Source organism: Chryseobacterium sp. Leaf405, from assembly GCF_001425355.1.
Taxonomy (GTDB): Bacteria; Bacteroidota; Bacteroidia; order Flavobacteriales; family Weeksellaceae; genus Chryseobacterium.
Map to the genome: position 1 here is coordinate 488,306 of NZ_LMQN01000001.1, position 24,007 is coordinate 512,312.

Sequence of the window (24,007 nt, forward strand, 5' to 3'; positions counted from 1 at the left end):
TTTAATTATTTTGAATTCAATTCATCTAAAATTTCAGAGAAAACTGCCTGTGCGGAGAAAATTCGGTTTTTAGTCTGCTGATAAATGATAGAATTTTCACCATCCATCACCTCATCGCTTAATTCTACATTTCGACGAACCGGAAGACAGTGCATCACCTTTGCCTGATTAGTATTTTCCAGTTTTTCGTTCGTCAACATCCAGCTTTCTTTCACTTCTGGCATCGCCGCATAGTCATCAAAAGACGACCAGTTTTTTACGTAAATAAAATCTGCATCTTTCAACGCTTCATCCTGATTATGAATTACTTTTACATCTTTTGTAAAGTTTTTATCCAAATCATAGCCTTCGGGATTAGCGATTATCAATTCCACATCCATTTCCTGCATCCATTCTACAAAAGAATTTCCTACCGCATGAGCAATTGGTTTGATATGAGGAGCCCAAGATAAAACCACTTTTGGTTTACGCTCTTCTTTCCAATTTTCTGTAATTGTGATGCAATCTGCCAAGCTTTGTAAAGGATGGCGCGTTGCAGATTCCAACGAAATAACCGGAACTTTTGCGTGTTGCTCGAACTGGCTTAAAATGCTTTCGTTAACATCATCTTCCTTACTTTTCATTCCTGCAAAGCAACGAACTGCAATAATATCACAATATTGATTTAAAACCTCGATCGCATCTTTGATATGCTCAACGGTATCACCGTTCATTACTGCTCCGTCTGCGAATTCCAAGTTCCAGGCTTCTTGAGCTGCGTTTAATGTCAAAACATTCAGTCCTAAATTTTGCGCTGCAATCTGGCTGCTTAAACGGGTTCTCAAACTTGAATTTAAAAATACTAATCCGATGGTTTTTCCTTTTCCTTTCTCGGTTTCCGAAAGAGGATTTTCTTTAATTTGTAAAGCTTTTTTTATAATATCCTGTAAGTTTTCAACATCACTTACAGAGGTGAATTTTTTCATTTTGAATTGATTTTAAAGATTTTCTAAAACATTTTTCAAAGCACTGATGAATATATCAGTTTCTTCCTTTTTAATGGTAAGCGCCGGAAGAATCCTCAACACAGCCTTATCATTAGAATTTCCAGTGAAAATATGATGATTGTACAACAGGCTGTTCCTCACTTCTGAGCAATCCCTGTCAAGTTCAATTCCAATCATCAAACCTTTCCTTCGGATGGTTTTAATATGTGGAAAATCTTTCAATTCATTTTCAATATAAGCGCCCATTTCCTGAGCATTTTCGATTAGATTTTCATCTTTCATCACATCCAATACCGCAATCGCCGCAACACAAGCCAAATGATTCCCTCCAAAAGTAGTTCCCAACAAACCGTTGCTTGCCTTAAATTTCGGGTGAATTAAAACACCGCCGATTGGAAAACCATTTCCCATTCCTTTTGCTATGGTGATAATATCAGCCTCAATTCCGAATTCCTGATGCGCAAAAAAATATCCGCTTCTTCCATATCCTGACTGAACTTCATCCAAAATCAAAACAGCATCATGTTTTTCACATAATTCTTTGATTTTAGTTAAAAATTCAATCGTTGGAATCATAATTCCGCCAACGCCCTGAATTCCTTCAATAATAACGGATGAAATTTCACTTCCTTGTTTTTCAAAAACTTTTTCAAGCTGTTCGATATTATTCCATTCAGATTTAATGAATCTTTCGTCATAATTTACCGGAGCTACGATTTTCGGATTATCCGTCACCGAAACTGCCGCCGAAGTTCTTCCGTGAAATGAACCTGAAAAATATAGCACCTTATTTTTCCCATTATTGAAAGAAGCCAGTTTTAAAGCATTTTCGTTCGCTTCAGCTCCTGAATTACACAGAAATAAATTATAATCTTCTAAACCTGAAAGTTTTCCTAATTTTTCAGCTAGTTCAGTTTGTAATTCATTCTGAACTGAATTTGAATAGAAAGATATTTTATCTAATTGGTTTTTTAATTGAGTTTGATAATGTAGATGGTTGTGACCGATAGAAATCACAGCGTGACCTCCGTAAAAATCAAGATATTTTTGTCCCTTATCATCCCAGAGAAATAATCCCTGAGCTTTTATTGGATTGATGTTGAATAATGGATATACTTTGAATAAATTCATTTTTTAGTTGATTGTTGTTGGTTTGCAATTCGAGTTTTTAAAATTCATATTGACTTATTGACAGCTTAATCTTATTTTTTATTAATTTCTTTTGCCTTGAAGCAAAAGAAACAAAAATTCAAGACTTGGAAACTCCGGCTAAAAATTTAAATTGAATCCTAAAATTCCCAAAACTCGCACGAATTGAAGATTTGCTCTTCGATTGAAAATTTGTCTCGTGCTCAAACAGTGGGAATTTTTTAACGGATTAAATTTCAATTTTCTTAACGCTCCATTTTCCTAGGTCGGTTTTACTTTGAGATTAAAATTCACGATTGGCTTACTGACTATTCACATTTAAAATGCAATCGGCTTTAGATTTAATCCTGAATTTTCTTCCCAACCCATTGAAATATTCATATTTTGAACGGCTTGTCCGGAAGCTCCTTTCAACAAATTGTCAATCGCTGAGTGAATTACTGCTACATTTCCACTCTTTTCTATATGAATCACACAGCGATTCGTGTTGACAACCTGCTTCATATCAATTGCTTTTTTGCTTACCTTTACAAAAGGCGCATCTGCATAAAAATCCTGATACAACTGCTCAATATCCGAAAGATGTAAATCCGTTTTTACTGTAGAACTTGTAAAAATTCCTCTTGCAAAATCTCCTCTCCATGGAACAAAATTCAGACTGACTTCATTATGATTAAAAGAAATTAACTGCTGTAAAATCTCATCCACATGCTGATGTGTCAAAGTTTTATACGCCGAAATATTATCATTTCTCCAGGTAAAATGCGTAGTTGCCTGTAAAGACTGACCTGCGCCTGTTGAACCCGTAATTCCCGTTGTGTAAACTTCATTCAATAAACTTTTTTGAGCTAACGGAAGCAAAGCCAGCTGAATAGCCGTTGCAAAACATCCCGGATTGGCAATACTTTTTGCTCCTAAAAGTTGTTTTTTGTTGATTTCAGGCAACCCGTAGATAAAATTTCGGTTTCCGAAATTTCCATCTAAACGAAAATCATTCCCTAAATCGATAACTACCGTTTCTTCTTTTATGGGATTTTGAGTCAACCAATTTTGACTCTCTTTGTGAGGAAGGCATAGAAATAAAATATCTACTTCTTCCGACTGATTTGTTAAGGTCATATCACAAATCGTCTCTAAATCCGGGTACAAATCTGAAATTTTCGCACCTGAATTCGAACGGCTATATAAAAAACTTAAAGACACATGAGGATGAAAAGCCAGCAGACGAACCAGTTCGCTTCCCGTGTAGCCATTAGCTCCAATAATCCCTACTGTTTTCATACATTTATTCCGTTAATCTGATGGTATATATTTAAAGAATTGCTTACAATTTTTGTGTAGCCTTTCACATCATCGCCTGTCCATACTCTGTTCGCTTCGCCGTAACTTCCGAATTTATCAGACATTAAATCGTGTGAAGATTCAATTCCATTCAAAATAAATCGATAAGGATGCAGGGTTACAAAAACTTTTCCGCTCACGGTTTTTTGAGAATCAACTAAAAAGGATTCGATATTTCTCATCACAGGATCTAAGAAAAGTGCTTCATGAAGCCAGTTTCCGTACCAATCGGATAATTGGGATTTCATCATCTGCTGATATTTTGAAAGCGTATGTTTTTCCAACAAATGGTGCGCTTTGATGATCACAGATGCCGCAGCCGCTTCAAATCCTACTCTTCCTTTGATTCCTACAATCGTATCTCCCACATGAATATCGCGACCGATTCCGTACGAAGAAGCCAATTCTTCGATCTTTTGAATTGCATACACTGAATGTTTAAAATTTTCACCATTTACCGCTACAACTTCTCCATTCTTAAATTCAATTTCAAGTTCTGAAGGCTGAGTTTCTTTAATTTGAGATGGAAAAGCTTCTTCCGGCAAATAATTTCTTGAAGTCAAGGTTTCTTTTCCACCCACCGAAGTTCCCCACAATCCTTTATTCACAGAATATTGTGCTTTTTGAAATTCCATTTCGTAGCCATGACTTTTCAAAAATTCAATTTCTTCTTCACGGGATAAAGACATATCACGAATTGGCGTAATAATTTCTACATTCGGACACATTACCTGAAAAATCAAATCAAAACGAACCTGATCATTTCCGGCACCTGTACTTCCGTGAGCGATCGCATCGGCTCCAACTTCAATAGCAAACTTTGCAATTTCCTGCGCCTGAATTGTACGTTCAGCACTTACAGACAGAGGGTAAGTATTGTTTTTCAAAACATTACCAAAGATCAGATATTTCACACAAGAATTATAATAATCTTCCTGAGCATCTATGCATCTGTATTCTTTAACCCCAAGATTAAAGGCCTTTTTCTCCAGTTCTTTTTCCTCTTCTTTAGAAAAACCTCCGGTATTTACAGTGACGGCATACACCTCATATCCAAGTGTTTCACTCAAATATTTGGCGCAGTAAGAGGTATCCAACCCTCCACTAAATGCTAAGATTACTTTCTTGCTCATTTTGATATTGATTTTCGGGTTGTTTATCTCCAACCTCATTTACTTTATTATTTTCAGGAACGAAAAGCATTGCCGTACAAAGGCAATTTTTACGTTCTTTTTTCATTAAAATTTCATAATTAACACAACTTTTGCAGCCATTCCAGAATTCATCATCTTGTGTTAATTCAGAATAGATAACTGGCTTATACCCCAAATCACTGTTAATCTTCATCACAGCAAGACCTGTAGTTAAACCAAATATTTTCGCATTGGGAAATTTCTCTCTCGATAAGGCAAACACACGATCTTTAATCAAAGTTGCAATTCCACCGTGTCTGAATTTGGGAGAAACAATTAATCCTGAATTAGCCACAAACTGACCATGTGACCAGGTTTCTATATAACAGAAACCCACCCATTCTCCATTTTCAGTGGCAACCACAGCATTGCCTTCTGAAATCTTTTTACTTAAATATTCGATGGACCGTTTGGCGATCCCCGTTCCTCTCCGCTGTGCAGAATCATACATTTCCTGCTGTATTTCACTCACATACATCAAATGTATGGATGAGGAAATTTCTATTTCCATTTATTTATCTGAATTTTTTGGCAAATTTAAAACATAATAACTTTAAAAAACAAATTAAAAAGATAATTTTATTGAATTAAATTAATATACAGGTAATTTTATCTTTACACTAATTTAATATTTTGCTAAATTATTATATATTTGCTAAAAACCTATATAGGTATGGAAAATAACTGTCCGAGGTGCCAAAGCAATAACATTGTAAAAAGCGGAATCATCAATGAGAAACAACGTTTCCATTGTAAGGACTGTAACTATTATTTTACCGTGAAAAAACTCGGAAAACAGATTGATGATTATTACGTAACAAAAGCATTGCAATTATATCTTGAAGGCCTCAGTTATCGTGAAATAGAACGTATTATAGGAGTTTCCCATGTAACGATAAGTTCCTGGATCAAGAAATACAATATTGTAAGACCTCCTCATTCAGAATTTCATCCGGTGTATAAAATTTTAAAGCAAAATGAACTCATTGAATACATGAGTAAAGAGGAAAATATTAAAAACTCAGGATTAATTATTACTCAGTTTGCAGATAAATATATGTTGATTAAATGGGAAAGATTTAAAAAATAAATTTAAACAACTAACTAATAATCAATTAAATAATTTAAAAAATATAGTATTAGCAATAATATATATTAAATTTTCATAACTAAATTATTAATTACAATTTGGCTTTCACAAAAAAAACGCCAAAAATTGATAATTTATGAAGAAAATACTCACATTTATTGGATTAGCTTTAATCAGTAATTCTTTATATTCACAAGGATCTCCCGATTACGGAAGCGGCTTGAAGGTCAACTTAAATCAGCAAGGTGATAAATACGTCAGATTTATTTTATGGGATCAATTCTGGTTAAGATACACAGAAATGAATCCCGGAAGTATGGTTGGCGGAGAACCGACAGACAATTCTTGGAGTTTAGGAAACCGAAGATTACGACTCTTGGCCTACGCACAAATCTCCAAAAGATATATGATCTTAGGGCATTTTGGGATTAACAATCAAACCTTTATCAATGGAGGCGCACCCGGAACCACAGGTACAGGCGGAAATGGAAACGGCAAAAAAACACAATTGTTTTTTCATGATGCATGGAACGAATATGCAGTTCTTTTACCCGGAGAAGCAGGGAGATTCAGTTTAACTTTAGGTGCTGGATTACATTACTATATGGGACTTTCCCGTATGACAATGGCTTCCACATTGAACTTTCTTACGGTTGATTCCCCTATTTTTTCATGGCCTTTGATTGACAATTCCGACCAATTTGCGAGACAGTTGGGAATGTTTGCCAAAGGAAAATATGGAAAATTTGAATACCGTTTCAGTTTAAATAAACCTTTTGCAACAGATTTAATTCCTGCCAATGTTACAGATCCCTCGAAAGCGGTAGCAGTTGACAATAATGGAAATCCAAATTTTTCAAAAGCCGGTTATGTTGAATATCAATTTCTTGACGAAGAATCGAATACACTTCCTTTCAAGGTGGGCTCTTATCTGGGAACAAAGAAAGTTTTCAACCTGGGAGCAGGGTTTTATCATCAAAAAGACGGAACGAGAACTTCCGTTAATTCAACGATAGAAAAGCATGACATTACACTCGTTGCAGTCGATGCTTTTGCGGACATTCCTTTCGGAAATGCTAAAAATAAAATGGCGGTTTCTGCTTATGCAGGATATTACAATTATCAATTCGGTCCGAATTATATGAGAAATCTGGGCATTATGAACATCGCTTCATCTGATCCAAATTTCATTGGCGATAAAGCTATTGCAGGACCAGGAAATCTACAACCAACCATCGGAACAGGTAATATTATCTACGCACAGGCAGGTTTATTATTACCGAGCCAGGCAGAAAAACCGAAAATCAGAATTCAGCCGTTTGCCGCATACACTCATAAAAGTTTTGAAGCGTTTGAAAAATCATCCTCACAATTTGATATTGGTGCCAACTGGTTCTTAGACGGTCATCACGCAAAAATTACCACACAATACTCAACGAGACCCATTTATACAAGTCCAACGGAAAGTCCATCCTCAAAAGGAGAATTTATTGTGCAATTCCAGATTTATTTATAAAAACTCAGAAAACTTAATATCAATTTTAACTAACATCTAAATTCAATCAATATGAGCGAAAATCATCACGATGCTTACGAAAATATGACCGATAAGCAGAAAAACCGCACCATCTGGAGCGTCATCACTGCCTCCTCACTCGGCACATTGATAGAATGGTATGACTTCTACATTTTCGGAAGTTTGGCTATCGTTTTAGCAACAAAATTTTTCCCTGCAGACAATCCTACCGCAGCATTTTTGTCTACCCTTGCCACTTTCGCAGCAGGATTTGTGGTAAGACCTTTCGGAGCTTTATTCTTCGGAAGATTGGGAGATATTATCGGAAGAAAATATACGTTTTTGGTAACGTTGTTAATCATGGGATTCTCCACATTTTTAATTGGATGTATTCCGGGATACGAAACCATCGGATTTATGGCACCGGTTTTAGTTTTAATTTTAAGACTTTTACAGGGTTTGGCTCTCGGTGGAGAATATGGCGGAGCCGCGACTTATGTGGCAGAATATTCGCAGTCGCACCGAAGAGGTTATTGGACTTCGTGGATTCAAACTACAGCTACAGCAGGACTTTTCATTTCATTAATTGTTATTTTAATTACTAAAAATACACTTTCTGCAGAAGAATTTGATTCCTGGGGATGGAGAGTTCCTTTCTGGATTTCAATCTTAATGGTGGGAGTTTCTTATTTCATCAGAAAAAATATGAAAGAATCTCCGCTTTTTGCAAAGGCTAAAAGTGAAGGAAAAACTTCAAAAAATCCTCTAAAAGAAAGTTTTGGGAATAAATTTAACTTTAAGTTTGTTTTACTGGCATTATTCGGAGCTGCGATGGGACAAGGAGTGATCTGGTACACAGGTCAGTTTTACGCTATGAGTTTCCTCCAAAAAGTAATGAATATCAACTCAATGCAAGTTGACTATTTAATGGCAACCGCATTGTTGATGGGAACACCATTCTTCGTATTTTTTGGCTGGCTTTCAGATAAAATCGGACGAAAAGCGATTATGATGACAGGAATGTTGGTGGCAATTTTAGCCTACCGCCCAATCTACGACAGCATGTACAAAAGTGTAAATATCGAAGCTAAAACCGTTGCCAGTAACGGAATAAAAGAAACGAGAACTGCAGCAGTTCACAAAACAATTGCTTCAGACAGTTTGATTTTATTCCATAAAGAAACCGCTTTCACAGACGGAACTTTAGTAAAAAAAGACAGTATCGTTCATTGGTCGGCTACAGGACCGGTGATGAAAGACGGAAAAGCAGAAGAACCAAAAGTTTCAACATCGATTACATTAAACAACGATACGAGATGGTATTTGGTGTTTTTGGTTTTCATTCAGGTGATTTTCGTAACGATGGTTTATGGTCCGATTGCAGCATTTTTAGTGGAAATGTTCCCGGTAAGAATCCGTTATACATCGATGTCTTTACCGTACCACATTGGTAATGGAGTGTTTGGAGGATTGCTTCCTGCAGTTGCCACATATTTGGTTACCCAAGGCAAAGAAGCGGGTCATGCAACCTGGTATTTGGAGGGACTTTGGTATCCGATTGGAGTTGCCGCAGTCTGTTTAGTCATCGGATTGATTTATCTTAAAAATAAGAACAATAATATCCACGATTAATAGACGTAATCACTTAAAAATTTATTAATTTTAAATCTAACAAAATGGACGGATTAAAAAAAATATTAGGCATCGTTTGGATTTTAGCAGCCTTGGTTGTTGCCTATTTCGGAATAACCGTAATGGGGATCCCAAAACTTATATCAGGAAAACAAGAAGATCTTGTATTCGGGATCATCATACTTTTTGTATTGGTACCGATTGTTACAGGCGGATTGGCAATTTTCGGATACTATTCTTTAATTGGAGAATATTCAAATGACAAGCAGTAAATTATAAACGATAGATGATAATTGATGAATGATTTTGTTCATCAATTATCTTTTATCACTGATTATTCAATATTCATGAAAAAGAGACACGAACAAAAATTAATCATCCTGAGCATAGGACTTCTGATTGCATTCAGCATTCCTGTTTCATTGTTGTTTAACAGTGAAAAAGAGGTTTTTGGCTACCCGATGATTCTTGTTTATCTTTTCGTTGTCTGGATGATTTCCATCATTATTTCTTTTGTAATCGTAAAAAAATATGATGAGTAGTTTTGCATTATTTTTTGTGGTTTTGTTTTATCTGGCACTTTTGTTCTTAGTCGCCCATTTGGCGGAGAAGAAAAAGAGCAAGCTATGGATCAACAATCCCTACATTTATGCCTTGTCTTTAGCGGTGTACTGCACAGCCTGGACGTACTACGGAAGCATAGGAGTTGCTGCAACAAGCGGGCTCAATTATCTCCCGATCTACATCGGTCCTATCATGGTAATTCCCGCATGGATTTACATTAATACCAGAATTGTAAGAATCGCAAGAGTGAATAAAATAAGCAGTGTTGCTGATTTTATTTCGTTAAGATATGGTAACAGCAGAAGTTTCAGCGCCATCATCACGATTGTCTGCCTTTTGGCGATTGTTCCTTACATTGGTTTACAGATCAAAGCAATTTCAGAGACTTTCCATTTGGTGACAGAAACACCAATGTCAAAAAATATACTGACCGATAATGCTACTTTTGTAGTTGTTTTAATTGCTTTATTTGCATCTTATTACGGAACAAAATACGTTGATGCGTCAGAAAAACGTCTGGGAATAATTTCCGCAATTGCGCTGGAAAGTTTTTTGAAACTTTTTTTCATTATTATTTTAGGAATATTTGTTATTTATTTCGTGTTTGATGGATTTGAAGATATTTACCAAAAGGCAAGCAGATTTGAAGATTTTAAACAAAAAAATACTTTTAACGGAATTGAAGGCGCAATGAACTGGATGGTTCTTTGCCTTATTTCAGGGACGGCAATCTGCATTCTTCCAAGACAGTTTCATACCGCTATTGTTGAAAACAGACAAGAGAAACATATTAAAACAGCCATTTGGTTTTTTCCACTTTATTTGTTGATTTTCACCATATTTATCTTCCCGATTGCATGGGGAGGAAGACTAATTTTTAATGGGCAGAATGTAAATCCTGAGTTTTACTCTATTTTAATTCCACAATATTTCGGCGATACATGGATTACCGTTTTTGTATTTCTTGGAGGGTTAAGTTCGTGTATTTCAATGATTATTATTTCGGCAATTACCTTATCAATCATGCTGTCCAACAACTTAATTATTCCGTACGGTTTATTGGGAAAATTTAAGTCTGAAAATGAAGTTCAGAATACCAGAAACATTACCAACATCAGGAAATTCAGCATTTTTGCATTAATAATCATGGCATTTGGTTTTTATAAATATTTCATTCTTAAAACCTCTCTGGATTCGGTTGGATTAATTTCATTTGTACTGATCGCTCAATTGGCACCATCTTTTTTTGGAGCTATATTCTGGAGAAGAGGAAGTTATAAAGGTGCCGTTGTAGGATTATTGGTAGGTTTAGCAATCTGTTATTTCGGATTAATCATTCCTCAGTATTATTTCTCATATAATCAAGAACTGAAAGGAGTTTTACGTGAAATGTATGATGCTTTTGACTTCTTTAAAATTTCTTTTTTAGGAAGGATTCCACAGATTTTCTTTTGGTCGATTTTGGTAAACACAGCAATTTTCTCCATAATTTCTGTCAGCGTCAAAGGAGATTATCGTGAAAGAAATTTCGCCGAATTGTATGTTGACATTGATAAATACATTCAAAATCATGAAAATGCTTTTATCTGGCGTGGAACTGCCTATGTTTCAGACATTAAAAATATTTTGGAAAGATTTTTAGGCAAAACGAAAACCGAACAGGCTCTCAGAATTTTTAATCTTAAATACAATATTGATTCTCAGACAGAAACTGCCGATTCAAGATTCATCAAATTCTCTGAAAATCTTTTGGCAGGAAGAATCGGGACGGCTTCCGCAAAAATTTTGATTGAAGGCGTAACCAAAGAAGATAAAATTTCTTTAAAGGAAGTTTTAAACATTTTAGAGGAATCTAAAGAAAATATTACACTTAATAAAAAACTGACAGAACAGTCCGAAGAATTACAAAAATTATCTGATGATTTAAGAAAAGCCAATGAAAGTTTAATCATTAAAGACCATCAGAAAGACGATTTTTTGGATTCTGTTGCACACGAATTGAGAACGCCGATTACAGCAATTCGTTCGGCAGGAGAAATTTTGGCAGATGACGACGATATTCCTTTGGAAATCAAAAGAGAATTTTTAAATAATATCATCACAGAATCCGACAGATTAAGTGAAATCATTAATGACATTTTGTATCTGGATAAGCTTCAACACGGTGAAATTGCTTTAAATGTTCAGGAAAATAACATTATTGAAACCTATAAAAAAGCATTAAATCCGTTATTGCATTTGATTCAGCAGAAAAATATTCATTTGAGTGAAGTCAATCTTTTAAATCAGTATTTGTATGAATATGATGAAGCAAGAATGATTCAATTATTTCAGAATATTTTAGGAAATGCTTTAAAATTTACAGATGAACAGGGAACAATTCAGGCTAAATTAGCGGAAAAAGAAAATCAGTTAATCATCAAAATTTTCAATACGGGAAAAACAATTCCTGAGGAAGATCTGGAACTTATTTTTGATAAATTTTATCAGTCAAAAAACCAAAACATCTTAAAACAAACCGGAAGTGGACTCGGATTGGCTATTTCAAAAAAAATAGTACAGGCGCATGGCGGAACAATAAAAGCAGAAAATAGCGGATTGGGCGTAACTTTTACAGTCACTCTTTCCGAAAAAATAAAAGAGAATAAAAATGAAGTTGAACACATTTAAAACACAGCATGAAAAAGATAATTATTGCGGATGATGAGCACAAAATATTAATGACGCTGGAATACAGCTTTAAGAAAAACGGCTATGACGTATTTATTGCAAGAGACGGAACCGAAGTATTGGAGTTTTTAAAAATAATTACTCCTGACGTAATTCTGCTCGATATCATGATGCCGAATCTCGACGGTTACAGCACGTTGGAAATCATTAAACAAGACGAAAAACTAAAAAATACAAAAGTTATTTTTCTAAGTGCGAAAAACAATCCTAAAGATATAGAAAAAGGATTGGAAATGGGAGCCGATGCATATGTTACAAAACCTTATTCGATTAAAAAACTGATGCAACAGATTGAAGAAATGCTTGAATGAATTTTCACACACCGTCATTGCTAACAAAGTGAAGCAATCTCAAATTTAAATCATTAAGTTTTAAATTAGGAAGTTAAGATTATAAAGTTTCAATCTGCTTTTTAAGAAATTGCTTCGTTGCTTCGCTCCTCGCAATGACCAAAACACAAAAATCGACATGGATACAGATATTTTATTTAAACAAAGCATAGAAGACAAAGAGAATTTCTGGAAGCAACAGGCTCAGGAAATTTCTTGGTTTGAATTCCCGACACAGATTCTTTCAAAAGACGAAAATGAATATACCCAATGGTTTTCCAATGGGAAATTGAATATGTGTTATTTGTGTATCGACAAACATATTGAAGATGGTTTTGGAGAACAGATTGCGATTGTTTATGATTCACCTGTTACCAATCAAAAGGAAACCTACACTTTCAATCAGGCGAAAGAAGAGATTTCAAAATTAGCAGGAGGTTTAGTTTCATTAGGTTTGATAAAGGGAGATATCGCTGTTATTTATATGCCGATGATTCCGCAAACACTTTTTACAATGTTGGCTTGTGCAAGAATCGGAGTGATTCATAACGTGGTTTTCGGAGGTTTTGCGCCGAATGAATTAGTCGTAAGAATTGATGACTGCAAACCAAAAGCCTTAATTACAGCAACTGCTGGAATTGAAATTATCAAAAGAATTCCGTATTTACCATTGGTTGAAAAAGCAATTGAACTCGCTCAGGATAAGGTTGAAAATATTATTGTTTATAATAGAAAATTAGTAAATAATCAACATGAAATGTTTGATGGATTAATTGATTACGAAGAACTGGTTCAACAATCAGAACCCGTTGGCTACATTTCGGTTGAGTCGACTCACCCACTCTACTTATTATATACTTCCGGCACAACAGGAAAACCTAAAGGAATCACCCGTGATACAGGTGGTTATGCAACTGCTCTAAAATTTTCGATGAAATATATTTATGGAATTGAAAAGGGGGAAACATATTGGGCAGCGTCTGATTTTGGTTGGGCAGTCGGTCACAGTTTTTCGGTGTATGGACCATTAATTAACAGAAATACAACGATTATTTTTGAAGGAAAACCTATCATGACTCCAGATGCAGGAACGTTTTGGAGAATTATTTCAGAATACAAAGTTTCCGCAATGTTTACTGCACCGACAGCCATTCGAGCGATTAAAAAAGAAGATCCTAATGGAGAATTGGTTAAAAAATATGATTTAAGCCATTTCAAAAAACAGTTTTTGGCTGGTGAAAGATGTGATGTTGCCACTTTGGATTGGTTCGAAGAACACATCGGAGTTCCTGCGATCGACCATTGGTGGCAGACAGAATCCGGTTGGCCAATGTTGGGTTTAATGACTTTTGATGAAAATTACAAAATAAAAAGAGCTTCTGCCGGAAAACCTATTCCGGGATATGACATTAAGATTTTTGATGAAAACGGATATGAACTTAATGCTCATCAAGAAGGTTATTTAATTATCAAACTTCCACTCCCACCAGGCGCTTTACTTGGAATTTGGAACGATAATGATCGTTTTTACGACAGTTATTTATCACAATACAAAGGTTATTATTTCTCCGGAGATGGTGCCATAAAAGATGAAGATGGCTATATTTTTATTACAGGGCGAGTTGACGATGTGATAAATGTTGCGGGACATCGACTTTCAACCTCTGAAATGGAGGAAATTGTTTCGTCGCATCCAGATGTTGCAGAATGTGCCGTTGTGGGTATTGATGATGAATTAAAAGGACAGATTCCTTTCGCTTCGGTAGTTTTAAAGAATGGTTCTACAATTTCTGAAGAAGATTTAGAAAAAGATATTGTAAAAATGGTTCGTGAAAAAATCGGGGCGGTTGCCTGTCTTAAAAACGTAATGATTGTCAAGCGCTTGCCCAAAACACGCTCAGGAAAAATTTTAAGAAAACTGATCAGAACCTTATTAGACGGAAAAGAATTTCAGATTCCGTCGACGATTGATGATGAAAAAATCATTGAGGAAATTCAACAGAAAATCAATGAATATAAAGCTTAAACAAGAAATTAAACATACATTTAAATAATAAAATTTCAAAAAACGACAGGAATATGAGAAATTATCAAATAGAAGATCTACCACATTATTTTGAAGAATATAAAAAGTCTATTAAAAATCCTAAAAAATTCTGGGACAAGATTGCCGATCAAAACTTTGTATGGTATCAAAGATGGAGCAAGGTCGTAAAATATGATATGAATGAAGCCAAAATCGTTTGGTTTAAAAATGCAAAATTAAATATCACTAAAAATTGTCTCGACAGACATTTGGCCGTAAGAGGAGAAAAAACAGCTATCATTTGGGAACCCAATGACCCGAAAGAGGAAGCTCAACATATTTCTTACAACGAATTATATACAAGAGTCAATAAAACTGCCAATGTTTTAAAGGAAATGGGTATCGAAAAAGGAGACAGAGTCTGCATCTATCTTCCAATGATCCCAGAATTAGCAATTACAATGTTGGCTTGTGCTAAATTAGGTGCTGTTCATTCCGTTATTTTTGCAGGATTTTCTGCTTCTGCCGTTTCTTCCAGAGTGAATGACTGCGGTGCAAAAATGGTGATTACTTCAGATGGAAGTTACAGAGGAAATAAAGTGTTGGATTTAAAGCATATCATTGATGAAGCACTGGAAAAAACTCCGACCGTAGAATCTGTTTTGGTGGTAAAAAGAACGCATAACGAAATCAAAATGAAGGAAGGCAGAGATTTCTGGCTGGCTGATTTGTACGAAAAAGCCTCTCCGGATTTCGTAACAATCATTATGGATGCAGAAGATCCGCTTTTCATTTTGTATACTTCCGGCTCTACAGGGAAACCGAAAGGAATGCTTCACACTTCTGCCGGATACATGGTGTATACGGCGTACACCTTTAAAAATGTATTTAATTATAAAGAGAATGATATTTACTGGTGTACTGCAGATATTGGCTGGATTACAGGACATTCATACATTCTTTATGGACCGCTTTTAAACGGTGCAACCACTGTTATTTTTGAAGGTGTTCCAACATATCCAGAACCAGACAGATTCTGGGAAGTTATTGAAAAACATAAGATTACCCAATTTTACACGGCTCCGACTGCCATTCGTTCTTTAGCTAAAGAAAGTACGGAATGGGTTGACAAACATGATTTAAGTTCATTAAAAGTGATCGGTTCGGTTGGTGAACCTATTAATGATGAAGCCTGGCATTGGTTTAACGATCATGTCGGAAAGAAAAAATGTCCTGTTGTTGATACTTGGTGGCAAACTGAAACGGGAGGAATTATGATTTCACCGCTTCCTTTTGTGACACCAACAAAACCGACCTATGCTACACTTCCTTTGCCGGGAATTCAGCCTGTTTTAATGGATGACAAGCGCAATGAAATTTCAGGAAATCAGGTGACGGGAAATCTGTGTATTCGTTTTCCTTGGCCGGGAATTGCAAGAACGATTTGGGGCGACCATCAACGATATAAAGAAACCTATTTTTCGGCTTTTCCAGGCAAATATTTCACTGGTGATGGTGCTTTAAGAGACGAGGTTGGATATTACAGAATTACAGGTCGTGTGGATGATGTCATTATTGTTTCCGGACATAATTTGGGAACTGCTCCGATTGAAGACAGCATCAATGAACATCCTGCTGTAGCAGAATCTGCGATTGTAGGATTTCCTCATGACATTAAGGGTAGTGCGTTGTATGGGTTTGTTATTTTAAAAGATTCCGGAGCCGACAGAAAGCAGGAAAATTTAGTAAAAGAAATCAATCAATTAATTTCAGATCAAATCGGACCGATTGCTAAACTGGATAAAATTCAGTTTGTTTCTGGGCTTCCGAAAACACGTTCAGGAAAAATTATGCGTAGAATTCTGAGAAAAATTGCGGAGGGTGATTTCAGTAATTTCGGAGATATTTCTACTCTTTTAAATCCCGAAATTGTCGAGGAAATTAAAAATGAGAGAATAGATTAAACATAAAAAAGCGCAGAACGTTCTGCGCTTTTTCTTTATTAATTTTTAATAATTTTAATAGATTGTCTTCCGAGATTAGAATGAATATCCAATAAATAATTCCCTTTCGGATAATTAAAGTCTATTGAATATTTTTTCAGACCTTTTCGATCAACATTATCTCTTAAAATAGTTTTAATAAATTTTCCAGATGCATCAGAAAGACTTACAATAATATGATCAGAATGTATAAAATCTACATTGATTTGAAATTTCTCTTTTACTGGATTTTGAGTTACAATAACATTTAACTTTTTAAATTCTTTTTGTGTAGAAACTTCCTTAGATCCTAATGTACCTTTTGACATTTTGTAAATATTTGTACCTGCAGCGTATGCCAAGCCATCATTAATAATAAAGATTCTATTTAAAGAACCACCTACTCCAGTATCTGTCCATGTATTTCCACCATCAAAAGTTTCATAAAAACCCGAAAAATGACCACCCATCCATCCATGAGTCGGCGATGTAAAACCTACAGCTTGCACATAAGTATCTGGAAAATTTTTTGTTTCCCAAGTTATCCCTCCATCAAAAGTCTTCGCCAATTTTCCGGGCATATGATTCCAAGATTCAACAGAGCCGAAAATTGTATTATTATCAAAAAGCTGCATTTTCCAAACATATTCACCTTCTTCATTACTATTATAAATTTTATTCCAAGTCACCCCCCCGTCTGTTGTTTTTAAGATCACTGCACCATTTACATCACTTCCTGAAACAAAACCGATATTTTCACTAATAAAATTAATTTCAACCAGAGCATCTGCATAAGCAGACATGTCAATAAATTGCCATGTATTACCACTATCTGTCGATTTTATAATGTATGCTGGATAAAAGAATGCTCCGCATCCATAAATCGTTGAAGTTCCAACACAATCTAATCCACAAATGGCTTCAGGATAAGGAGAAATATTATTTACTCTTTGCCAAGACGTTCCACCATCAACAGTTTTATAGAAATTATTATCTAATGTTCCCAGAAAACCAATATCTTCATTAAGAAATTCTATATTTCTATAATATTCATTAGTTGCAGAACTTACAACCTGTTGAGTCCAAGTACTTCCACCATTAGTAGTTTTGTAAACAGCACCATTTCCGCCTTTTGCCGCCCACCCCAGATTATCGTTTAAAAAAAAGACATCATCATATCTTGAATTAGTCCCGGCTGCTGGTGGATAAGAAAAAGCCGACCATGAATATTGCGCTTGAAATAACGCTGAAAATAAAGAAAAAATAAGTGTGATTTTTTTCATAGTTAAAAGTTATTATTGTTTTTGCTTACTAATTGCAAATTTATTTTTTTTATATTAACACACAACACTAAATCAACAAATATAGATTTATTTTATTATTTTTCAATAAAAACAAAACTTAAACTTAATAGACATTCTCAAATAATTCACTAACATTTTATAGATAAAATAACTAATTTTAAATTTTATTGAGAAATAATTAAAAAATTCGGAAAATAATATTACCTTTAAATATAATTTTAAAATTCATTGCTTATGTCAAATATATTAGCTGGATTATTTGAACATCACAGCGATTACAAAAAACTGGAAACCGAACTGGAAAGTTCAGGTTTTGAAAATTCTGATTATATTGTTTATCTGGATGAAAAAAATCACCAATCACAATATATGGCGAGCGTTTCGGTAGAAAATAATGAATATACGGATAAAGCAAAAAATATCTTTACACAAAATGCTGTTAAAAAGACCTACCTGTTTGAGAATATGAATATTGAAAATGAGTCTTATGAAAAACTAAAAAGATATATTAATGCCAGAAACCGAGCTGAAATTCATAACAGTCCGGATGTGAAAATAAAAGTTTCTACACAAGGCATTGACTCCGAAGTAAAATTTTAAACCCCAAGATAAAAACTAACAACCGGAAATCCGTAGAAGATTCTACGGATTTTTCTTATTTGAAAAGTGCAAAAATTTTCGTATTTTCGTTTAAATATAGGCATTTGCACAGATGAGTTACGATTTAGAACAGGAAAACAAAGAGATCCTTGCGAGATATAAGGATCTGATTTCTAACACATATAGAACTTTGGATGAGGAAAATAATAAACTCATCCGAAAAGCATTTGATATCGCTTTAGATGCACACAAAGATCAACGAAGAAAATCTGGTGAACCTTACATTTACCACCCTATTGCTGTTGCCAAAATTGTTGCTACGGAAATCGGTTTAGGAGCAACTTCCATTGCCTGTGCGCTTCTGCATGACGTTATCGAAGATTCAGATTATACCTATGAGGATTTAAAGAAAATTTTTGGTGAAAAAATAGCAAACATCGTGAATGGATTAACGAAAATATCCATCATGAATCATCAGAATATTTCTGTTCAGTCTGAAAATTACAGGAAACTTTTACTTACGCTTTCCGAAGACTTTAGAGTCATTTTAATAAAAATTGCAGACCGACTTCACAATATGAGAACGTTGGAAAGTATGGTTCCGGACAAGCAGAAAAAAATCGCTTCTGAAACAGTTTATATTTATGCCCCGATGGCACACCGTCTGGGTTTATACAATATTAAATCTGAGCTTGAGGACTTATCTTTAAAATATAACAATCCTGAAGTTTATAGCGAAATCACCGAGAAATTGGAACTCGCAAAAGAAAACCGTGAAAGATACATCCAAGAGTTCACTCAGGAAGTTTCTCAGAAATTAGAAGAGGAAGGACTGCATTTTAAGATAAAAGGAAGGGCAAAGGCAATTTCTTCTATTTATAGAAAAATGCTGAAGCAAGGTGTTTCTTTTGAAGAAGTGTATGACAACTACGCTATTAGAATCATCTATAAATCAGACGCTAAGAATGAAAAATTCCTTGCCTGGAAAATTTATTCTATCGTAACTGATGTTTATCACAGTAATCCATCGAGGATGCGTGACTGGATTACTCAGCCTCGTTCAACGGGTTATGAAAGTTTACATTTAACCGTTTTAGGTCCTGATAAAAAGTGGATTGAAGTACAGATCCGTTCTGAAAGGATGGATGAGATTGCTGAAAAAGGGGTTGCCGCACATTACAAATATAAAGAAGGCTACAAGCAAAGTTCCGATGACCGGAATTTTGAAAACTGGGTGACCGAAATCCGTGAAGTTTTGGAACAACAGCAGAATCTTTCCACTTCGGAACTTTTGGACAATATAAAACTTAATTTATATTCAAAAGAAGTTTTTGTATTTACGCCAAAAGGTGAAATTAAAATTTTACCAACTAACGCCACGGCACTCGATTTTGCATTTTCCGTTCACTCCGATTTGGGAATGAAGTGTTTAGGCGCAAAAATCAATGGTAAATTGGTTCCAATCTCTTATGTTCTTCAAAATGGAGATCAGATTGATATTTTATCTTCTCAAAATCAAAAACCAAAATCTGACTGGCTTGAATTTGTAGTTACATCAAAAGCTAAATCTAAGATTAAGAGCTATTTGAACTCACAAAAAAATCAATTGGTAGAAGATGGAAAAGAAATTCTACAGAGAAAACTTCGTCATGCTAAAATTAATTTTAACGATGAAGAAATCAATAAACTTCAAAAATTCTTCAATCTAAAAAGTTCACAGGAATTATTCTTAAAATTCCAAAGTAACGAACTTGATGTCAGCAGTTTAAGAAAATATATTGAAAGTAAAAATGTATTTAACAACTTACTTTCAAGATTCAGAAAATCTCCAACGAAAAATTCGGTTTATATAGAACCAAAGGAGCAAAATCTGGATATGATCGTCTTTGGAAAGGACGAAGAGAAGTTAAATTATACGTACGCAAAATGTTGTACGGTAATTCCCGGTGATAAAATTTTTGGTTTCATTACCATTTCTGAAGGAATTAAAGTTCACAGTGACAGCTGTCCAAATGCGATTAATCTCCGTGCTCAGTACGACTACAGGGTAATTCCTGCCAAATGGGTGAATGCTGAAAGCTTCAAAAACAGAGTGAAAATTGAGATTGAAGGTCTTGACAGAATGGGGATGATTAACGATATTACTACCGTGATCAGCGGATCGATGGGAATGGATATGAAAAGTATGTCGATTGAATCCAATGACGGAATTTTTACAGGAAATATTATTCTTGAAGTTAAAAACAGAAGCCAATTGGAGCAAACATTTAAAAAATTGAACGACATCAACGGTGTATCAAGAATCAGAAGAATACAATCTTAGAAATGAATTTATCTATATACTTTAAGAAATTTTTACAAAGCAATCAATCTTCGGGAATCATTTTGATTTTCTGTGTTTTAATATCACTATTAATTGCAAATTCTTCTGTTGCCGAAAATTTTCAACAGCTTTTAGATCAGGAAATCGGGACAGAAATTTTTCACTTACAATACCCTGTAAGCATTTGGATCAATGACGGATTAATGGCGATATTCTTTCTATTAGTTGGTCTTGAAATCAAAAGAGAGATGTTGGAAGGCGAACTTTCATCTTTCAAAAATGCGTCATTACCAATTTTTGCAGCGATTGGCGGAATGTTGGTTCCGGCAGTTATTTATACCATTTTTAATTCAGGAACAGAATATGCAAACGGCTGGGGAATTCCGATGGCTACAGATATTGCTTTTTCTCTCGCAATTATTTCAATGCTTGGGAAAAGCATTCCGAATTCTATTAAAATTTTTCTTGCAGCGTTAGCAATTGTAGATGATTTGGGAGCAATTTTAGTAATTGCTATATTTTATACCGAACAAATTCATTGGATGTATTTATTATTATCTTTTGGTGTTACAGCTTTATTGTTTTTATTAAATTTCTTAAAAGTTACGAAAATTATTTTCTATATTATTCCCGGATTATTTTTATGGTATTTCCTTCATCATTCCGGAATTCATGCTACGATTGCGGGAGTTGTCTTGGCATTTTCAATTCCGACGAATACTTCTAATGTAGAAATTTCACCATTGGAGAAGCTGGAACATCAACTTCATTTTCCTGTAAGTTTTTTAATCATGCCTATTTTTGCTTTGACTAATACGAATATCACGTTTACTAATGATATGATTTCCGGATTGACAAGTACTTTAGGATTGGGAATTATTTCCGGTTTGGTTATAGGAAAATTAATAGGAATTAATCTGTTTTCGTTGATCGCTATTAAACTAAAATTAAGTTCTTTACCTCAAAACAGTTCGTGGACACAAATGATTGGTGTAGGATTTCTTGCCGGAATCGGTTTTACCATGTCAATTTTTATCGCTTTACTTTCTTTCAAAGGAGAAATTGAAATTCAGGATGAAGCAAAATTTGCGATTTTAATTGCGTCATTTTTGGCAGCAGTTTTAGGATTTATAATTTTAAGAATAAGTTCTAAAAAGAGTAAAATTTTACAGGAAGATTAATTTTTATTTTTATCACTTTTCACAGTAGGTTCAGAATTGGCGATATGATAATTTTCGGATTCCTTTTTTAATTCATCAGACAACAATTTTTCTATCCTCAATTTCCTAAGCGCCATATTTAATTCGTTTCCGAAAAGAAGCAAATATACATTTACATTTACCCAAACCATTAACAATATCATACTTCCAATAGAACCGTAAAGAACGTTGTAACGGGCAATATTCTTTACATACAAAGCAAAACCATACGTTGTTACAACAAATAAAACAGTTGTAAGAATTGCCCCTGGAATTGCCTGTCGGAATCTTGCAATTCTCACCGTTCCCAACCAATAAAACAAGGTTAACAGTATAAAATAGAATACCGGAAAAGAGACAAAACCAATCAGTTTGGAAAGGTTATCAACGAGCCATGAAATCTCATAAACAGGCGTATACGGTCGTAATACAACTTCTGAATAATATACACCAAAAAGAGCTAAAAACACAATACTTATAAAGCCAATGGTAATAAAAAAGGAAAGAATAAATTCTTTAACATCAGTCATTTTTTCTTCCTGATTTTCGTTGAATCCATTAATTAGAGAAAATGTTCCATTTGTGGCAAAAACCAAAGCTAAAACGATTGTTAAATTACTGATTCCTTTCATATTAGGAATAATATTAGTCTCGATATAACCTCGTACATCATTTTCCATTTTAGCAGGAAAAACATTATGGATCAGCACTTCAAAGATATAATACTGAAGCTTGTCGTAATGCGGCATATACGGTAAAATCGACAACAGGAAAAGTAAGAAAGGAAATAAGCTGATCGTAAAACTCCAGGAAATTGCCGCTGCTTTACGACCAATTTTGTCTTTGAAAACTCCTTTAATGTAGATTTGAAACATTTGCCAAAGCGATATTCCCAACAAGGGAATATGGATATCATCAAAGAATTCCTGAACTTTCAAGATAAATTTCGGAAGTTTTATAGCCATTTTACTTTATGATATTATCTATTTTATCAAAATTTTTGTTTACAAATGTAGGGGAATTAAACCGGAAACCAACTCCTACCCTAAACAACCACTGCGTAGTTGAATAAAAATTCTCATTGGAACTGTTGATCCAGTTCAGCTGAGTTCCGCCACCGAAAAACCATTTTCCGTTATCATAACCTACTCGGGCATTGGAATATAATCCGACATTAAATTCATGAAAATCATCATCTATTAATTTAGAATAATAAAATTCGGGATAAACTTCTACGATTGCATACCAATTTGCTTTGATTTTTTTCTGAACACCTCCACCCGATCGTAAAGCAATCCTGATATCTTTTGATGGAGAATCATTTTCATTTTGAGTAAAAATTTCGTTCTGATAAATCGTTTTATTAAGATCACTGAGAATATTATACTGATAAAAAAGCCCGGTACTTATTACAAAAACATCCTTCAATGGTTGGTAAGTCATATTATTAAAGCTTCTGTAATCAGTTTTATTTCCCAGCCACAAATAACTGGTTTCCCCTTTGTATGAACGATATTTTGCATCAGGAAACTGCAGATAACCTTCCTGATTAAAGTCATTTCCATATAGTAGACGCATAAATTCTTTGGTATCCTGAAAATACAAACCAGTCACTTGACTGAAATAAACATACTGTCTAATTTTTGGACCTAAAAAGAATGTAAACCCAAAGTTGAAATATTTTGATTTTCCTTTTTCCGGATCATCATTGTTGATTCTTGTTAGTTTCGGGGCAAAAGAAAAACTTACATCCAACCATCGATACCGCAAAAAAAACTCCGTGTAAAAAGCATCATTAGGTCTCAATCTGAAAATCTTATCCTGATATAATAAGCCAAAATTATTGTGGAGGTAACTCAATCCCGTAACGACTGAAATTTTCTTATCATCTTCCTTGATATGTTTTTGGATCTGATCATCATTAACTTCCTGTGCATAAGAAATTAATGAGAAATATAAAAACAGAGAAGAAAGGATTTTTGCTTTCATCGAGTTGGTGTTACCACAAAAGTAATGATTTTTTTAAACTTTAAAATGTATGAA

Annotated in this window: 20 protein-coding genes; 12 read left to right on the forward strand and 8 right to left on the reverse strand. The window is 34.5% G+C overall.

Annotated features, from left to right (window positions below; translation table 11 throughout):
- Nucleotides 1-5 precede the first annotated feature (5 nt).
- From ASG22_RS02205 to ASG22_RS02225, 5 genes are all read right to left on the reverse strand, one after another.
- On the reverse strand, nucleotides 6-965 hold the full coding sequence (locus ASG22_RS02205) for an acetylornithine carbamoyltransferase (protein ID WP_055979839.1): 960 nt from the start codon (nucleotides 963-965) through the stop codon (nucleotides 6-8).
- A 12-nt stretch (nucleotides 966-977) separates the two neighbouring features.
- Nucleotides 978-2,117 carry an aspartate aminotransferase family protein gene (locus tag ASG22_RS02210; RefSeq protein ID WP_055979843.1) on the reverse strand — a complete coding sequence of 380 codons (1,140 nt, stop codon included), beginning with the start codon at nucleotides 2,115-2,117 and terminating at the stop codon, nucleotides 978-980.
- A gap of 336 nt (nucleotides 2,118-2,453) precedes the next feature.
- A complete protein-coding gene (argC, locus tag ASG22_RS02215) occupies nucleotides 2,454-3,416 on the reverse strand; it encodes an N-acetyl-gamma-glutamyl-phosphate reductase (RefSeq protein WP_055979846.1) in 963 nt (320 codons plus the stop codon).
- A complete protein-coding gene (argG, locus tag ASG22_RS02220) occupies nucleotides 3,413-4,609 on the reverse strand; it encodes an argininosuccinate synthase (RefSeq protein ID WP_055979849.1) in 1,197 nt (398 codons plus the stop codon). The genes argC and argG overlap by 4 nt, the downstream gene beginning before the upstream one ends.
- Nucleotides 4,581-5,180, reverse strand: a complete 600-nt coding sequence (locus tag ASG22_RS02225) for a GNAT family N-acetyltransferase (protein WP_117590773.1) — start codon at nucleotides 5,178-5,180, stop codon at nucleotides 4,581-4,583. Before ASG22_RS02225 ends, argG begins: the two co-directional genes overlap by 29 nt.
- Nucleotides 5,181-5,342: 162 nt before the next feature.
- On the opposite strand from ASG22_RS02225, the gene ASG22_RS02230 reads away from it, so the two are divergent.
- The 9 genes from ASG22_RS02230 (at nucleotide 5,343) to acs (ending at nucleotide 16,520) form a co-directional block, all read left to right on the forward strand.
- On the forward strand, nucleotides 5,343-5,759 hold the full coding sequence (locus ASG22_RS02230; RefSeq protein WP_055979852.1) for a helix-turn-helix domain-containing protein: 417 nt from the start codon (nucleotides 5,343-5,345) through the stop codon (nucleotides 5,757-5,759).
- Between the two features lie 136 nt (nucleotides 5,760-5,895).
- Nucleotides 5,896-7,275, forward strand: a complete 1,380-nt coding sequence (locus ASG22_RS02235) for a hypothetical protein (RefSeq protein WP_055979854.1) — start codon at nucleotides 5,896-5,898, stop codon at nucleotides 7,273-7,275.
- A 51-nt stretch (nucleotides 7,276-7,326) separates the two neighbouring features.
- Nucleotides 7,327-8,907 carry an MFS transporter gene (locus ASG22_RS02240; protein ID WP_055979857.1) on the forward strand — a complete coding sequence of 527 codons (1,581 nt, stop codon included), beginning with the start codon at nucleotides 7,327-7,329 and terminating at the stop codon, nucleotides 8,905-8,907.
- A 44-nt stretch (nucleotides 8,908-8,951) separates the two neighbouring features.
- A complete protein-coding gene (locus ASG22_RS02245; protein WP_055979860.1) occupies nucleotides 8,952-9,179 on the forward strand; it encodes a DUF6814 family protein in 228 nt (75 codons plus the stop codon).
- A gap of 75 nt (nucleotides 9,180-9,254) precedes the next feature.
- Complete coding sequence (locus tag ASG22_RS02250) at nucleotides 9,255-9,449, forward strand: hypothetical protein (RefSeq protein ID WP_055979863.1); 195 nt, start codon at nucleotides 9,255-9,257, stop codon at nucleotides 9,447-9,449.
- Nucleotides 9,442-12,141: an ATP-binding protein gene (locus ASG22_RS02255; protein ID WP_055979866.1), complete on the forward strand. Its 2,700-nt coding sequence runs from the start codon at nucleotides 9,442-9,444 to the stop codon at nucleotides 12,139-12,141. Before ASG22_RS02250 ends, ASG22_RS02255 begins: the two co-directional genes overlap by 8 nt.
- A gap of 8 nt (nucleotides 12,142-12,149) precedes the next feature.
- Nucleotides 12,150-12,512: a response regulator transcription factor gene (locus ASG22_RS02260; protein ID WP_055979868.1), complete on the forward strand. Its 363-nt coding sequence runs from the start codon at nucleotides 12,150-12,152 to the stop codon at nucleotides 12,510-12,512.
- A gap of 157 nt (nucleotides 12,513-12,669) precedes the next feature.
- A complete protein-coding gene (locus tag ASG22_RS02265; RefSeq protein WP_055979871.1) occupies nucleotides 12,670-14,556 on the forward strand; it encodes an AMP-binding protein in 1,887 nt (628 codons plus the stop codon).
- Nucleotides 14,557-14,588: 32 nt separating this feature from the next.
- The gene (gene acs, locus ASG22_RS02270; RefSeq protein WP_262483939.1) at nucleotides 14,589-16,520 is read left to right on the forward strand and encodes an acetate--CoA ligase; all 1,932 of its coding nucleotides are present in this window, start codon (nucleotides 14,589-14,591) and stop codon (nucleotides 16,518-16,520) included.
- A 38-nt stretch (nucleotides 16,521-16,558) separates the two neighbouring features.
- On the opposite strand, the gene ASG22_RS02275 is transcribed toward acs, so the two are convergent.
- Complete coding sequence (locus ASG22_RS02275) at nucleotides 16,559-17,821, reverse strand: photosystem II stability/assembly factor-like protein (RefSeq protein ID WP_055979877.1); 1,263 nt, start codon at nucleotides 17,819-17,821, stop codon at nucleotides 16,559-16,561.
- A gap of 255 nt (nucleotides 17,822-18,076) precedes the next feature.
- Between ASG22_RS02275 and ASG22_RS02280 the strand changes: the two genes are divergently transcribed.
- The 3 genes from ASG22_RS02280 to nhaA all read left to right on the forward strand — a co-directional run bounded on the left by ASG22_RS02280 (nucleotide 18,077) and on the right by nhaA (nucleotide 21,946).
- Nucleotides 18,077-18,442: a hypothetical protein gene (locus tag ASG22_RS02280; protein ID WP_055979880.1), complete on the forward strand. Its 366-nt coding sequence runs from the start codon at nucleotides 18,077-18,079 to the stop codon at nucleotides 18,440-18,442.
- Nucleotides 18,443-18,554: 112 nt separating this feature from the next.
- Entirely contained in the window at nucleotides 18,555-20,765 is a 2,211-nt protein-coding gene (locus ASG22_RS02285; protein ID WP_055979883.1) for a RelA/SpoT family protein, read from the forward strand.
- Nucleotides 20,766-20,767: 2 nt separating this feature from the next.
- Entirely contained in the window at nucleotides 20,768-21,946 is a 1,179-nt protein-coding gene (gene nhaA, locus ASG22_RS02290) for a Na+/H+ antiporter NhaA (RefSeq protein ID WP_055979886.1), read from the forward strand.
- Here the strand turns inward: nhaA and ASG22_RS02295 are convergent.
- Together ASG22_RS02295 and ASG22_RS02300 are read right to left on the reverse strand one after the other, a co-directional pair.
- Nucleotides 21,943-22,929 carry a YihY/virulence factor BrkB family protein gene (locus ASG22_RS02295; protein WP_055979889.1) on the reverse strand — a complete coding sequence of 329 codons (987 nt, stop codon included), beginning with the start codon at nucleotides 22,927-22,929 and terminating at the stop codon, nucleotides 21,943-21,945. The genes nhaA and ASG22_RS02295 overlap by 4 nt on opposite strands.
- Nucleotide 22,930: 1 nt before the next feature.
- Complete coding sequence (locus tag ASG22_RS02300) at nucleotides 22,931-23,953, reverse strand: DUF4421 family protein (RefSeq protein ID WP_055979892.1); 1,023 nt, start codon at nucleotides 23,951-23,953, stop codon at nucleotides 22,931-22,933.
- Between the last annotated feature and the right edge of the window lie 54 nt (nucleotides 23,954-24,007).

Bases quoted from the DNA above. Each gene is read 5' to 3' on its own strand.
- ASG22_RS02205 (WP_055979839.1), bottom strand. From the start codon at position 965: ATGAAAAAATTCACCTCTGTAAGTGATGTTGAAAACTTACAGGATATT.
- ASG22_RS02210 (WP_055979843.1), bottom strand. From the start codon at position 2,117: ATGAATTTATTCAAAGTATATCCATTATTCAACATCAATCCAATAAAA.
- argC (WP_055979846.1), bottom strand. From the start codon at position 3,416: ATGAAAACAGTAGGGATTATTGGAGCTAATGGCTACACGGGAAGCGAA.
- argG (WP_055979849.1), bottom strand. From the start codon at position 4,609: ATGAGCAAGAAAGTAATCTTAGCATTTAGTGGAGGGTTGGATACCTCT.
- ASG22_RS02225 (WP_117590773.1), bottom strand. From the start codon at position 5,180: ATGGAAATAGAAATTTCCTCATCCATACATTTGATGTATGTGAGTGAA.
- ASG22_RS02230 (WP_055979852.1), top strand. From the start codon at position 5,343: ATGGAAAATAACTGTCCGAGGTGCCAAAGCAATAACATTGTAAAAAGC.
- ASG22_RS02235 (WP_055979854.1), top strand. From the start codon at position 5,896: ATGAAGAAAATACTCACATTTATTGGATTAGCTTTAATCAGTAATTCT.
- ASG22_RS02240 (WP_055979857.1), top strand. From the start codon at position 7,327: ATGAGCGAAAATCATCACGATGCTTACGAAAATATGACCGATAAGCAG.
- ASG22_RS02245 (WP_055979860.1), top strand. From the start codon at position 8,952: ATGGACGGATTAAAAAAAATATTAGGCATCGTTTGGATTTTAGCAGCC.
- ASG22_RS02250 (WP_055979863.1), top strand. From the start codon at position 9,255: ATGAAAAAGAGACACGAACAAAAATTAATCATCCTGAGCATAGGACTT.
- ASG22_RS02255 (WP_055979866.1), top strand. From the start codon at position 9,442: ATGAGTAGTTTTGCATTATTTTTTGTGGTTTTGTTTTATCTGGCACTT.
- ASG22_RS02260 (WP_055979868.1), top strand. From the start codon at position 12,150: ATGAAAAAGATAATTATTGCGGATGATGAGCACAAAATATTAATGACG.
- ASG22_RS02265 (WP_055979871.1), top strand. From the start codon at position 12,670: ATGGATACAGATATTTTATTTAAACAAAGCATAGAAGACAAAGAGAAT.
- ASG22_RS02275 (WP_055979877.1), bottom strand. From the start codon at position 17,821: ATGAAAAAAATCACACTTATTTTTTCTTTATTTTCAGCGTTATTTCAA.
- ASG22_RS02280 (WP_055979880.1), top strand. From the start codon at position 18,077: ATGTCAAATATATTAGCTGGATTATTTGAACATCACAGCGATTACAAA.
- ASG22_RS02285 (WP_055979883.1), top strand. From the start codon at position 18,555: ATGAGTTACGATTTAGAACAGGAAAACAAAGAGATCCTTGCGAGATAT.
- nhaA (WP_055979886.1), top strand. From the start codon at position 20,768: ATGAATTTATCTATATACTTTAAGAAATTTTTACAAAGCAATCAATCT.
- ASG22_RS02295 (WP_055979889.1), bottom strand. From the start codon at position 22,929: ATGGCTATAAAACTTCCGAAATTTATCTTGAAAGTTCAGGAATTCTTT.
- ASG22_RS02300 (WP_055979892.1), bottom strand. From the start codon at position 23,953: ATGAAAGCAAAAATCCTTTCTTCTCTGTTTTTATATTTCTCATTAATT.